This is a genomic window from Brevibacillus sp. IT-7CA2, assembly GCF_949767855.1.
Classification (GTDB): Bacteria; Bacillota; Bacilli; order Brevibacillales; family Brevibacillaceae; genus Brevibacillus.
The window spans coordinates 280066-293498 of the sequence record NZ_CATKQT010000044.1 but is presented as its reverse complement, the minus strand read 5'-3'; the positions used below and the strand labels follow the sequence as shown (position 1 = coordinate 293498).

Sequence of the window (13433 nt, the reverse complement as noted above, 5' to 3'; positions counted from 1 at the left end):
GTATGCAAAATGGCAGTCAAGGGGACCGGAATATTAGTAGTAGAGGATGACGTGAAGATTCGTAAACTCATTGTCCTGTACCTCGAAAAGGAAGGATATGAGGTATATGAAGCCGGAGACGGAGAGGAAGCACTCGTTGCCTTTCGAAAATACGACCCTTGCCTTGTTATTCTGGACTTAATGCTCCCAAAAGTAAGTGGAGAAGAAGTTTGCAAAAGCATCCGGGCAGATTGGAAGGAAGATATCCCTATCATCATGTTAACGGCAAAGGTCGAGGAACAAAGCCGGATTGAAGGCTTAAAATCAGGCGCAGATGATTATGTGACGAAGCCATTTAGCCCGGGTGAACTCGTAGCACGGGTAGAATCCATTTTGCGCAGGACAAACCAACGATGCAGCAAAATTACGTATCGGGGCTTGACGATAAAAGCATTACGCGGGGAAGTTCACTACCTAGGAGAGAGCATCTCGCTAACACAGCATGAATTTCGCCTGTTGTATTTTTTGATGATGCACCCCAATCAAATACTGACTAGGGAACAGATCATTGATGAACTGTATCCCCACAATGAAAAGGTCGTGACGGAAAGAACGATTGATGTGCACATCGGCAAGCTGAGAGAAAAACTGAAGTGGGATGGTGACAGCGAACTCATTGAAACCATCCGGGGAATGGGGTATCGCTTTGTTGCTTATCAAAAATAATCCAGTTCGAATCAATATTTTATGGAAGCTTATTTTGATCAACGCAGCTGTGATTGGTATCGCGATCTGGCTCGCTGGCGTTACTGTAAAAGACTATGCCTGCTTGTTATTTGCAACCTCCCCCTCTGTAAGTCCAGCAGAGAGTGCTGCATTTACGCAGACGATGCAGACATTTTTGATCAAAGCCAGCTTGGCAACCGCAGTGATTGCTGGGATTTTCCACTACTTTTTCGTCAAGAAGCTGCTTCAACCACTCAAGAAATTAGGAAGTGCTACACGACAAATGGCTCAAGGAGACATGCCTGATCCCCTCACCATTCGTGTTCGCGATGAAATCGGTCAGTTGACGGATGATTTTAATCAGTTAAGCCTGAAATTGAAGCAAGTCGAAGAGCTACGAAAAAAAATGCTGGCTGATATTGCCCATGAACTGCGTACCCCATTAACCAATATTAACGGGTATTTGGAAGCACTAAGCTCTGGAATTATTCAAGGCTCGGTCGAGCTGTTCCAATCCCTTCACGAAGAATCCATACGCATTACCCGTTTGGTAGAGCAGTTGCACCAATTAAATGTCTGGCAAGGAAAGAAAATATCGAATGATAATAAGAGGAGTGTACTCGCTATCGATAAGATAATGAAATCTTGTCTCGAGCATTTTTCTTTGGAGTTCAGGAACAAAGAAATAGCGATATCCTCCGATATAGAGACAGCGAAAGTAATCGGAGATGAAGACGGGTTAAAACAAGTGTTGCATAATCTCCTGACGAATGCGCTGCAATATGACGAGGGTGGTTGGGTGACTATTACAGGAGGGCACACTGAGTCTGCCTACCAGGTTACCGTCACGAATATCGGCCAGCCGATTCCGAAAGAAAAAGAATCTCTCATTTTCGAGAGATTCTATCGGTTAGATTCGTCCCGGAGCAGGGATACAGGTGGATCGGGATTAGGCTTATCTCTCGTAAAGGAAATTATCGAGCAACAGAACGGAAAAGTTGGGTTGCAGTCACAAGGGAAGCAGCATTCCTTTTGGTTTACCGTACCTTTGCAGCATCCCACATCAAATTGAACGATTTCCTATGCCATACCCTACATCCTGAAGTCTCGCCGGATCAAACATATCGGCTATCGCCTGATGCACATGAGGCGGGTGCTCCGCCAGTCGATGACACAAGTACAAGTACCACTCTGTCCCATATGTGAGGTACAAGCGCACCGGAACCCCTTTTACTTGCAAGGCATGAGCCAGCTCAGGGCGAACCCCGTATAACAACTCGACTTCTACATTTGGTCGGTGCAAATAGTCTCGGCGGGCTAGCTCGTCTACAATCGCTTGGTCGTGGGTAGCGAGTGAGCATTCGCGCCCAGCTTGCACACACATGTCAGCCAGCTCCAGGTATCGTTCGTTCAACTCCACTGAACGCGCCAAAGCGATTTCCTGGGGTTCCTTGAATGCGCCTTTGACCAAGCGAATTTTTCCCGGGAGTCCGAGCACCCGTTTCACATCATCCAACGAGCGGTGCAACTGCGCTTGAATCGTAATGCCCACATTTTCATGTCGCTGTGCCAAACGCTCATACATGCTGATGATCGCCTCTGTTTTCGTAGATTCCTCCATGCTGATCATCAAGTACTGTCCGTTAAGCCTCGCCCGCTCTGCCAACTCTTCTATGTGAGCAAACGCCAGCTCTTGATCCAGTAACAAGCCGAGATGGGACAGATCAAAGGAGATTCCGACTGAGGTATGTAGTTGGGAGCAATCCGCAGTTAGCGCCAGAAATTCCCTCTGTGCTTCATGTACTACCTGCAAATCCAGCGTATTTTCACCAATGTGTTCAACTGATAGACGGTAGCCCATTTTTTCCAAACGCTGGGCTATTTTCATTGCATCCGCACGCGTCTCGCCTGTCACATAACGTTTCGCAGCAGTCAAAAGCAACGGATATAGCAAGGGCGATGTTCTGACCGCTTCCTTGATTCGTTCATCACGGGCGATTGTACGCAAAATCTCTGCGGTTCTTCTCTCTTCTGGCGTCATCCTTCTCTCTCCTTTGGCAGTGGCATATCTCTTCTCTTCCATCACCCTACCATGGTACGCTTGTGTGGATTAGGTCCAGTTTTCCACTATTTCGAGAGGACCAGTTACGTAAGGAGGCTCACACGCCTTGCTCTGGATGACCATTGACCGAGAGAAACCCATTCCGTTAATCAGACAAATCTATTCTGAATTGCGCACAAAGATTTTGAGTGGAGAACTGACAGCCGGCTTCAAGCTTCCTTCTACCCGAAAAGTAGCCAGTGAACTGCACCTCTCTCGCAATGTGGTGCTAGAGGCGTACGAACAGCTATTAGCCGAGGGCTACATCGAGAGCAGACGTGGCTCTGGGTATTTTATTGCTTCGGGCATTTATTTGGAACAGCACGCCCGGGTGACAGAGACTGGGTTGCCAAAAGTGGATCAGCACCTCAACGAAGCCGAGAGCAAGCTGATCGATTTTCGTTCCGGTGTTCCTGCTCTGGAGCACTTTCCTCGCAGCCTCTGGGGCAAAACCGTCCAGCGCGTTTGTCAGGAAGCGCCACTGTCAGTCTTTGGCTATAATCGTCCCGAGGGACGCACGGAGCTGCGCACGATTTTGTGTCGCTATTTGTATCGAACGCGCGGCGTGCAATGCGAACCTGAGCAAATCATTATGACATCCGGGGCTACTCAGGCGCTCACCCTGATTGCCAACGTGCTTCTGCGTCCTGATAGTCAAGTAGTCATCGAGGACCCGATCACACACGATATCCAGAGTATTTTCACCAGGACAGGCACTCGCTTACTGCCTGTTCCGACAGATGCCCACGGGATGGATATGGAACAGCTACCGTCATTATCTGCCCATCGCCCCCGTTTCGTATTTGTCACGCCTTCTCATCAGTTCCCGCTCGGCGGCACCATGCCCATCCAGCGAAGACTTCAACTCATTCGTTATGCAAGGGAAGCTGACTGCTACATTGTCGAGGATGATTACGACAGCGAGTTTCGCTACGAGACAGCTCCCATCAGTTCCATTCAGGGACTCGCCTCAGAGCGTGTCATCTACATCGGTTCCTTTAGCAAAATCCTTTCTCCCGGTCTGCGCCAGGGATACCTCGTCCTGCCAAAAGCATTGGTAGCTTCCTATCAGCAAGCGAAATGGCTATCCGATTTGCACGCCCCTTCGATTGATCAGCTTGCCCTAGGGGTTTTTATCGAGGAGGGGCACCTAGAGAAATACGTGAATCGCGTAAAAAAGCTGTACAAAAAACGCCGACAATGCTTGATTGATGCTCTTCAACTGGCTTTTGGTGATCGTATGCACATTTGGGGGGAGGCTGCTGGTCTGCACATCGTAGCTGCTTTTCCAACGGTTTGCTTCACACCTGACGTCCTGGCTGCACTGGAGCAAGCCGGAGTGCGTGTCTACCCGGTCGAGGAACACGCCATTGTCAAAGGCAATCATACGGATAAAATCATTCTCGGATACGGCAATACCAATGAGGCACAGATCGAAGAAGGGGTCAGGAGGATCAAGGCTGTTTTAACGAATATTCCGCTGGAGAGAACAATATAAGCACAGTCAAATCTTCTGTAATAAAGTGTCGCTTTCCTTCTCAATTTGCCCAAAAGAAGAGCCAAATCTCTCGAGTACATCTCAAGATTTGGCTCTCGTTCTACTATTTATCTGTTAGCGAAAGCGTCCGCAGCAGCCAGGAGGGCACCAACGACAATGATCCGGGCATCTCCGTCTGTGGTCAAACTCCCAACTCCTGAAAGGTCTCTGCCATTCTCCTCCACGATCCCATCCTGGTGGCCGTTCCCGATCTCTTTGCCAAGGGTAATAAGAAGACTGCCCTTCCCTCGAAGAATACGATGATTGCCATTGAGAGCTTTGATAATTCACGCAACCGCCTTCTTTCCTCTTATTTTTGCTGACTATATGTGTATATGCACGGTGACGTTCATCCGCATAGACTACTGACCTTCATACAAATAAAAGGGTATCTACCTACCTCCTCTATCATCGTCATCTACCTATTTTCTTTACGGACAAACACCAAAAAACCGGTATTCCTACGAACAGGAATGACCGGCTTTTGACTACCCTGATATACCCTTATGATTTCGTCCACAGCTCTCTGCGAGAAGTGGTTACAGATGTCGCACCGGCAAGAATAGCACGATCCACATCTTCTTTTGTACGAATAAATCCTCCAGCGATAACCGGAATATTGGTTCGTACAGTGATTTCTTCGATCAGGTGGGGAATGATTCCTGGCAAAACCTCGACGTAATCCGGTTTGGTTCTCGCAAGCTGGGTAAGGCTGCTATCTAATGCCATCGTATCAATGAGAAAAAGTCGTTGGATAGAAATGAGCCCTTTTTTCTTGGCGGCAAGAATGGCACTGTTCCGTGTGGTAATGATTCCTTCGGGCTGTACTTCTTGCGCAAGAAACTCCATCGCATATTCATCAGACTTCAAGCCGTCTATGAGATCAGCATGGATCAGCAGTTTTTTCCCGAACGCTCTGGCCCGTTTTCCCAGTGGCTTTACTTGCGCTACATGAGCATTCAGCAAAATAATGCGCTCGTAGCAGCTTTCCATGAGTTCATCAAATTCTTTTAATGTCCGGGCTGCAGGAAGTATGACTTGATTGATCTGGTTTGCCAATCACGAATCACCCCTATTGAAATGTTTTCGCAAGATGATATTCCTCTTCAAACGCTTTTATTTCATGTTCTTTTCTCTCATCCGACCATTGCAGCTCTTGAGCGAGCTCTTCTCCCACCAATCGATACACGGGCTCCAATGTATCCCTCTCGAAGAATAGTCTGCCACTGCGACGAATCAGAAAATCGCTCATGGTCATGACCATTTCTTCCTTTACAGCGTAGCGCAGTTCTGCTTTCAGCAGTGCTTCGATCGGAGACACATTTTGAGCATTTTGTGTCAAAAGCTCCTGGCAGATCGTTACGATTTGCTCACTGTTGCTTCCATATTTCCCGACCAGAACGCGGATTTGTTCCTCGGTGATTCCCCATTGGCGAAGTCGCTCTGCCTGTGCTTTCACAAATACAGGAATCTTGGCTGCGGATTCAAATTTTCCGCCAGCGAGAACGATTTTGTCTGTCCGGCAAGCCTCAAATGCTCTGCCCTCTTCTTCGCTCAACTGCTTGACCACCACATCCACAATGCGCTCGGCCATCTTGCGGAAGCCCGTCAATTTTCCACCTGCGATCGTAATCAGTCCGCTTTTGGAGTAAAAAATCTCGTCCTTGCGAGACAATTCGGATGGGGACTTGCCATCTTCATGGATCAGCGGTCTGAGTCCTGCCCAGCTGGAGCTGACATCCTGTTCCGTCAGCTTCACAGAAGGGAACATCTCATTCGCGGCATTCAATACATACTGCATGTCTTCTCTCGTCACCGTTGGCCGCTCCAGCACACCTTTGTAATTCGTGTCAGTGGTACCGATATACGTACTGTTATTGCGCGGAATGGCAAACAGCATACGCCCATCGGATACATCGAAATAAACGGCCTGCTTCAACGGCAGTCTGTTATATGGCACGACCAGATGGACACCTTTTGTCAGGTGGAGGCGCTTGCCGTACAGGGAGTGGTCTTTTTCTCGAAGCTGATCCACCCAAGGACCTGCTGCGTTGACGATTTTTTTGGCATGGAGGGAGTACTCCGTACCCGTAAGCAAATCCTTCGCGCGAATCCCGATGACTTTGCCGTTTTCATAAATAAAGCCAATGGCTTCGGTATAGTTCACGCAGAGTGCTCCGTGCGAGCTTGCTGTTTTCATGACCTCAACCGTAAGCCTAGCATCATCTGTCCGATATTCAAAATAGAGCCCGCCGCCCTTGAGAATATCGCGGCGCAACAGCGGTTCTGCCTCCACGGTTTTCTGTTTGTTCAGCATGATGCGTCGTTCTTTTCTTTCGACTCCAGCCAGCACATCGTAAACATACAAACCAATAGAGGTTGCCAGCTTGCCATAGGTACCATTTTTCACGATTGGCAAAATCATTTTTTCCGGGATGACGATATGTGGCGCATTGCGATACAAAATAGCTCGCTCCCGGCCTACTTCCCGCACCAGCTGCACATCGCCCTGCTTCAAATAGCGCAATCCTCCGTGAACGAGCTTGGTAGAGCGACTGCTGGTACCCGCAGCGAAGTCCTGTTTTTCCACGAGTCCGACACTCAGACCTCTCGCAGCTGCGTCGAGGGCAATACCTGCTCCCGTCACCCCACCGCCAATTACCAAAAGATCGAGTTGTTTGTTTGCCATTTTATCCAGACAAGCCTGGCGTTGACTTGATGATAATGCATGTTGATCGTTCATCGTTCTTCTCATCCTCTCTAAAAGAAAAAGACAGCCAATATCCAAAAGAAGCAATGCAATGTCATTGCCCTTCTGATACTGGCTGTCTCCGTAGTCTCCACAGCATGATTAACTTATCTTTAACTTTAGACCTCTTTTACGCAAAAATCAATGCCTAATCTTGTAACCCATCGTTGCCGTAACAGCTTGCTTCCAACCTGCGTACAACTCCTGGCGCACTTCCTCCGCCATATCCGGTGAGAAGGAGCGCTCCACCACTTTGTTATTCACAATATCTTCCTTGCTGCCCCAATACCCGACGGCAAGCCCTGCCAGGTAAGCTGCTCCCAGCGCGGTCGTTTCATTGACACGCGGACGCTCAACCTCTGTATTCAGGATGTCAGATTGGAACTGCATCAAAAAGTTATTCGCCACGGCTCCACCGTCTACCGCCAGCTTTTGCAGCCGGATGCCGGAATCAGCCTCCATCGCTTCAAGCACATCCCGTGTCTGATAGGCGAGAGACTCCAGCGCTGCCCGAATCAAATGATCTCCCGTCGTTCCACGGGTCAAGCCAAAGATCGCGCCTCTTGCTTCCATATCCCAATACGGTGCTCCCAGTCCGACAAAAGCAGGAACCATATAAACACCATCTGTGGTGTCAACAGCGAGTGCGTGTTTTTCCGAATCCGATGATTTTTCGATCAGCTTGAGCCCGTCACGCAGCCATTGAATCGCCGCACCAGCTACAAAAATACTGCCTTCCAGGGCGTACTCTACCTTGCCATCCACACCCCAGGCAATGGTCGTCAACAATCCGTTTTTGGATGCAACTGCCTTTTCTCCGGTATTCATCAGCATGAAGCAACCTGTTCCGTATGTGTTTTTGGCCTGCCCTTCTGCAAAGCACGCCTGCCCAAACAAAGCTGCCTGCTGGTCTCCGGCAATCCCGGCAATCGGAATCTGGAATTCGAAGAGCTTCTCGTCTGTGTAGCCATACAATTCGCTGGAAGGACGGACAGCTGGCAGCAGAGCTTTCGGGATTTGCAGCATGTTTAACAGCTCGTCGTCCCACTCCAAGGAATGAATATTAAACATCAACGTGCGCGAAGCATTGGAATAGTCGGTCACATGTACAAGGCCATTGGTCAGCTTCCAAATCAGCCATGTATCAATGGTTCCAAACAAGAGGTCGCCTTTCTCGGCTCTTTCCTGTGCTCCCTCTACATGATCGAGCAGCCATTTTACCTTTGTACCGGAAAAGTAGGCGTCAATCAACAATCCTGTCTTTTCACGAACGGTTTGCTCATAGCCTTGCTCTTTCAACTGGTTGCAAATATCGATGGACTGTCTGCTTTGCCATACAATCGCATTGTGGATCGGCTTGCCCGTGTGCTTATCCCATACCACGGTTGTTTCCCGCTGATTGGTAATCCCGATTCCTGCGATTTCTTCCGGTTTCACATGATTCTCCAGTAAAACCGCTTTCAAAACCTCCAGCTGTGATTCCCAGATTTCCTCGGCATTGTGCTCCACCCAACCCGGCTTCGGATAGATTTGCGTAAATTCCTTCTGGGCAACACCGATAATGGCACCTGATTTATCGAATAAAATAGCGCGAGAGCTCGTGGTTCCTTGATCGAGGGAAAGCATATATTTATTGTCCATGACAACTGTTCCTCCTTCACTCATTTGGAATCGCCTTCATTCTTACCTTTATGTCTAGGAACGCGCACTTTCGGATGCGAGTCGCTCCTTGCTGCCGATTGATTTTTTGGTTGTCATTCCGACCACGATGGCAATCACCATGAAAGCCGCTAATGCTATTACACCTGTCAGCGAATGATCTGTAAACGTCCATTTGTAAAAAAACGCTCCACTTACTGCTCCAATGATAGGTCCAACAACAGGAATCCATGCATAGCGCCAGTTGGACTTTCCTTTGCCGTGGATGGGCAAGAGAGCATGAGCGAGACGAGGTCCCAGGTCACGAGCTGGATTGATCGCATAACCAGTAGTACCACCAAGAGACAAACCGATTGCGACAATCAGGAAGCCGACGATAAACGGATTCAGTCCTTCTGCAAATTTATTCGCTCCAATCGCCAGTAGACCGAGCACCAAGAAAAACGTACCTAAAATTTCACTGAACAGATTCGCGACTGTATTGGGAATCGCGGGCCCCGTTGCAAATACGCCCAATTTGGCTCCTGCATCATTCGTCTCACGCCAATGCGGGTAATAAAAGATCCAGACGAATGTCGCTCCCATAAACGCTCCAATCAGTTGAGCCGCTACGTAGCCCGGCACATGCTCCCAGGGAAATTGACCGATGCTTGCCAGCGCAATCGTGAGTGCCGGATTCAAATGCGCTCCGCTAATGCTTCCTACTGCATACGCTCCGCACGCAACTGCCAGCCCCCACCCCAGCGTAATCACAATCCAACCGCCGTTTTGGGAATACGCCTTTTTCAAGTTCTGTCCGGCGCAAACACCTGCCCCCAAAATGATCAAGATCATCGTCCCGATCAATTCCCCTACATAAATAGACATGCCCCATCCTCCCCCTTTTTGGAAAAAACGTAAACCTATTCCCGTAAAGCGCTTACAATACGCTAACTCCTTTGTGGTTTGTTTGGAGAGAAAATAAAAAAGCTAATACTCGCAAAACAAGAGCCAATGCCCTCATTTTACAAATATTAGCTGATCTCCCAATCTCCACAGCACTATTAACTTAAGACCTACTATATAGCCACTGCTCAAAATTTGTCAAGAATCCCTTTCCTTCACTTTTGCCAGTTCTCGCATCAAGCCCGGCAAAAAGAATAACGGGTAAATCAGCAGGTACAGGTTCGGAATCCACCAAGACCAATCGTAATCTGCCTTGAACGTCCAAAAAGCGATCGCCTGCAAACCCGAGCAGGATGTCAAAACGAGCGACAGCATGGCGAGCGGCTTCCAGATGTTCCGTCCTCTGCGATAGGCGTACAGACTGGCAAAGCCCGTAATGGAAATAAAAATATCCAATGGAAAAAAGGACAGGTTCCATGCGAGTAAATTGGGGTCGTAGTAATCCTGATACAGATATTCCACAGGGAGAAGCTCCAAAAATGTAATGAGCCAGTATATGACAAAAGCCACATCGGTGACCCAGAAGAACACTAGCATTGCCCTTACATTTTTCTCACTCATTTCGCCTCAGCTACTCCTGTATCTTTCGAAGATTGCGCGTGAGAGGAGTCTCCCAGATTCAACAGCACACAACCCATGATGATCAGTCCGACAGCAATTACTTTTTTGACAGTGAAGGCATCCTTGAAGATCACCACACCAATGACCGCGATGATCGCCGTGCCGAGACCCGACCAGATGGCATAGGCAGTCCCGACCTCCATTTCCTTGAGCGCCAGGCTCAGTGACGAGAAGCACAAAATATAAAAGATAAACATCATCACACTGGGGACAGGCTTGCTCAGGCCGTCAGACAGCTTCATCGATGTTGTTCCAGCCACTTCTAGCAAAATGGCCATTAATAGATAGACCCAACTCATTATGTTCCTCCTACTTACTTGTTTGAAGACGAAGAATCTACGATGCCGCCTAGTAAAATATCGATGACCGCATCCAACGCATCGCCAATCGTCACATGATGCTGGTTTGCTAACTGCTGATCAATCAGCTGGTTGAGCGTTCCGGTATACATCTGAATCAAGATCGGAAGCTGAATACGACGAAACACGCCCTCCTCTACCCCTTGCTCCAGAATGATCCGAACATGCTCCCACTCCTGTTGATTGAACTCGTCGATCCACTTCCATTGCTCGGGATAGTAGCGCTTCAGCTCGTACCACACGCGCAGGTCCGTTCGTGAGAAGTTGTTCGGGACCAGTGCCAGGAGCTGCCGCATCTTCTCTACCAAATCGAGGTCAGGATTTTGTAAAATCTGATCTTCCGCTTTACGCAAATCCTCGATGTTTTCTTCAATGACTTTGGTGATCAAGGCTTCTTTCGATGGAAAGCTCGCATACAACGTCTTGGTGCTAACGCCTGCGCGTCGAGCTAAATCGGACATGGTAAAACGGACGCCCTTGGTCTCAATCTCATGATAGGCGCATTGTAGGATTCGCTCCTGCATGTTCTTGCCCCCTCTCGAAAACATGGAAAATATTTTGTTTTTCATATTTTCCAAAACGTACTCTAAGCATAACGGCGCACTTGTTCATTGTCAACAATCGCCAAACCACGCTTGGCTCAGTGCCTTGATACCGGGATCGATTTTTTCCAGAGGAATGCCCGCGAAGCCGAGGAAAAACTCTTTTGGCAAGGGATTGGGTGGCACCAGCCATGTAAACGATGCGGACGAGGCTCTCACGCCTGCCTGAATCGCCAGTTTTTTCAGCTCCTCTTCGCTTCGCGCGCTGTTTACCCGCAGCAGGACATGAAAACCCGCATCAGCTCCGATGACTGTCGCTCTTTCGCCAAAATGCTTGTGCACAGCCAGCAGCAATGCATCATGCTTTTTGCGGTACAGCTTGCGCATTTTGCGGACATGCTTTTCAAAATATCCTTTTTCCATAAAGGCTTCCATCGTCCGTTGATGCAGTCGGGATGAGGATGGTTCCAGCAATGTCTCGCGCAGCAGGTTGTAGTATGTATCCAGCAGAGATTCTGGCAAGACCATGTACCAAATACCGATTGCTGGCGCCAACACCTGCGCAAAGCTCCCCATATAGATAACATTCGCATGCGGGAGCAAACCCTGCATGGATGGAATCGGTCTGCCATGATAACGAAACTCTCCGTCGTAATCGTCTTCGATGATGTATCCTCCCACATTTTTGGCCCATTCGAGCAATTGCAGCCGCTTGGATATGGGCATGATCATCCCACGTGGGTATTGATGAGCCGAAGAAACGGCGACCACCCCAACCCCTGACTCATATAGCTCACTGACGCTAATTCCGTCCTCTGTCAGCGAGATCGGCACCACGTCGTATCCGTGCTGGCGAAACGTATTGGCAAACAGCAAATATCCCGGATTTTCTACGCCGATGCGTTGGAACTGCGGCTTTACCATCAAACAGATCAAGGACAGCAAGCCAAACTGGTCCGCCCCAATCACCACTTGATTTGGTGAACAAGCGACACCCCGGTACCTGTGCAAGTAGTCAGCGATTTGCTTCCTGAGTCCAGCCTCCCCTTGCGGATCCCCATAAAAAAGATTCTCCTGCTGCTCTATATGAAGCGTCTCATTGTACAAACGACGCCAAATCATGGTTGGAAATAACGAAAAATCATTGCGGGAGAGATGAAAGTCATAGACATACTCCCGCTCGTCACGCATCATTGGCCGCTGGATAGTTTGTGTGCTCGCACCAGCGCCCGGTTTCACTTCAGGATCAGGCAATTTCTCCACATAGTACCCACTGCGCGGTTTGCTTTGGATAAAACCTTCCGCCAGCAGCTGCTGGTATGCCATCTCCACGGGTGTTGTGCTTACGCCCAGCAAGTCAGCCAGCTTGCGAACGGACGGCAGCTTGCTACTCACCGCCAAACGTCCTGCGACGATTTCCTTTTTCAAATAAGCATAAAGCTGTACGTATTGCGGCTCGTTGTCGTTTTCCTGCCAGTTTGGGGTCAAGAGCATCTCGATTTCCCCCTCCATCTGTCCTTTTCATTTTTACAAAACTGCACATTTTCAAGTATACACTTGCTCGTTATCCTAAGAAAAAGAGGTTTTGAACGAACAGGAGGACAACGACTATGTCTATGACACAGGAGAATACACGTGCAGCGGTTCGCTTTTTGGAAGGAGAACGCGTCTTTTTGCGACCGATTGGCACAGAAGATACTGAATTACTCTACTGTTCCTTGTTCAACAAGGAAACGCGTATGCTGACTGGTACCCAAAAGCATTTCACGCGTGAGCAAATCCACCAGTACATCGAAAACAAAGGCCAGGACTCTTCCAGTGTCCTCTTATTGATCTGCCTGTGTGAAAATGATCAGGTGATTGGCGACGTCCAGATCGGGGATATCGATCGGAATAATCGCAATGCCTTTATCCGAATTTCTATTGACCAAAATGCCCATCAAGGCAAAGGCTACGGAAGCGAAGCCCTCCTGCTGATGCTCGATTATGGTTTTGGCATCCTCAATCTGCATCGTATCGAGCTAAACGTATTTTCCTTTAACGAACGTGCCATCCACACGTATGAAAAGCTCGGCTTCCAACGTGAAGGCATACAGCGCCAAGCCCTTTATTATAACCACACCTATCACGACTCTATTCTCATGTCCATGCTGGCAGATGAGTATCGGGCGAAATATGTAAAGTAACAATGAGAAAATGCACCCGGGGATTATGA

General features: G+C 48.7%; 13 protein-coding genes. 4 read left to right on the top strand and 9 right to left on the bottom strand.

Annotated elements, in window-relative coordinates; translation table 11 throughout:
* The first annotated feature begins 9 nt into the window (after positions 1-9).
* Both ACM6JA_RS21080 and ACM6JA_RS21075 read left to right on the top strand, forming a co-directional pair.
* Positions 10-705: a response regulator gene (locus ACM6JA_RS21080; RefSeq protein WP_414853910.1), complete on the top strand. Its 696-nt coding sequence runs from the start codon at positions 10-12 to the stop codon at positions 703-705.
* Positions 656-1777, top strand: coding sequence for a sensor histidine kinase (locus ACM6JA_RS21075; RefSeq protein ID WP_414853909.1), 1122 nt, complete (start codon positions 656-658; stop codon positions 1775-1777). Before ACM6JA_RS21080 ends, ACM6JA_RS21075 begins: the two co-directional genes overlap by 50 nt.
* On the opposite strand, the gene ACM6JA_RS21070 is transcribed toward ACM6JA_RS21075, so the two are convergent.
* Positions 1769-2746: a proline dehydrogenase family protein gene (locus tag ACM6JA_RS21070; protein WP_414853908.1), complete on the bottom strand. Its 978-nt coding sequence runs from the start codon at positions 2744-2746 to the stop codon at positions 1769-1771. The two genes, ACM6JA_RS21075 and ACM6JA_RS21070, sit on opposite strands and share 9 nt — an antisense overlap.
* Before the next feature lie 127 nt (positions 2747-2873).
* On the opposite strand from ACM6JA_RS21070, the gene ACM6JA_RS21065 reads away from it, so the two are divergent.
* A complete protein-coding gene (locus tag ACM6JA_RS21065) occupies positions 2874-4304 on the top strand; it encodes a PLP-dependent aminotransferase family protein (protein ID WP_414853907.1) in 1431 nt (476 codons plus the stop codon).
* A gap of 543 nt (positions 4305-4847) precedes the next feature.
* On the opposite strand, the gene ACM6JA_RS21060 is transcribed toward ACM6JA_RS21065, so the two are convergent.
* From ACM6JA_RS21060 to ACM6JA_RS21025, 8 genes are all read right to left on the bottom strand, one after another.
* Entirely contained in the window at positions 4848-5402 is a 555-nt protein-coding gene (locus ACM6JA_RS21060; RefSeq protein ID WP_414853906.1) for a glycerol-3-phosphate responsive antiterminator, read from the bottom strand.
* A gap of 13 nt (positions 5403-5415) precedes the next feature.
* Positions 5416-7086 (bottom strand): FAD-dependent oxidoreductase, encoded by a 1671-nt coding sequence (locus ACM6JA_RS21055; RefSeq protein WP_414853905.1) that lies wholly within the window; start codon positions 7084-7086, stop codon positions 5416-5418.
* 147 nt (positions 7087-7233) lie between these two features.
* Positions 7234-8733, bottom strand: a complete 1500-nt coding sequence (gene glpK, locus ACM6JA_RS21050) for a glycerol kinase GlpK (protein WP_414853904.1) — start codon at positions 8731-8733, stop codon at positions 7234-7236.
* A gap of 54 nt (positions 8734-8787) precedes the next feature.
* Entirely contained in the window at positions 8788-9618 is an 831-nt protein-coding gene (locus ACM6JA_RS21045) for an MIP/aquaporin family protein (RefSeq protein ID WP_173616738.1), read from the bottom strand.
* Between the two features lie 216 nt (positions 9619-9834).
* A complete protein-coding gene (locus tag ACM6JA_RS21040) occupies positions 9835-10257 on the bottom strand; it encodes a YvaD family protein (RefSeq protein WP_414853903.1) in 423 nt (140 codons plus the stop codon).
* Positions 10254-10616, bottom strand: a complete 363-nt coding sequence (locus ACM6JA_RS21035) for a DMT family transporter (RefSeq protein WP_007718433.1) — start codon at positions 10614-10616, stop codon at positions 10254-10256. The genes ACM6JA_RS21040 and ACM6JA_RS21035 overlap by 4 nt, the downstream gene beginning before the upstream one ends.
* 14 nt (positions 10617-10630) lie before the next feature.
* A complete protein-coding gene (locus ACM6JA_RS21030) occupies positions 10631-11200 on the bottom strand; it encodes a TetR/AcrR family transcriptional regulator (RefSeq protein WP_414853902.1) in 570 nt (189 codons plus the stop codon).
* A gap of 90 nt (positions 11201-11290) precedes the next feature.
* Positions 11291-12712, bottom strand: coding sequence for a PLP-dependent aminotransferase family protein (locus ACM6JA_RS21025; protein WP_414853901.1), 1422 nt, complete (start codon positions 12710-12712; stop codon positions 11291-11293).
* 116 nt (positions 12713-12828) lie between these two features.
* On the opposite strand from ACM6JA_RS21025, the gene ACM6JA_RS21020 reads away from it, so the two are divergent.
* Entirely contained in the window at positions 12829-13404 is a 576-nt protein-coding gene (locus ACM6JA_RS21020; RefSeq protein WP_414853900.1) for a GNAT family N-acetyltransferase, read from the top strand.
* Positions 13405-13433: the final 29 nt, after the last annotated feature.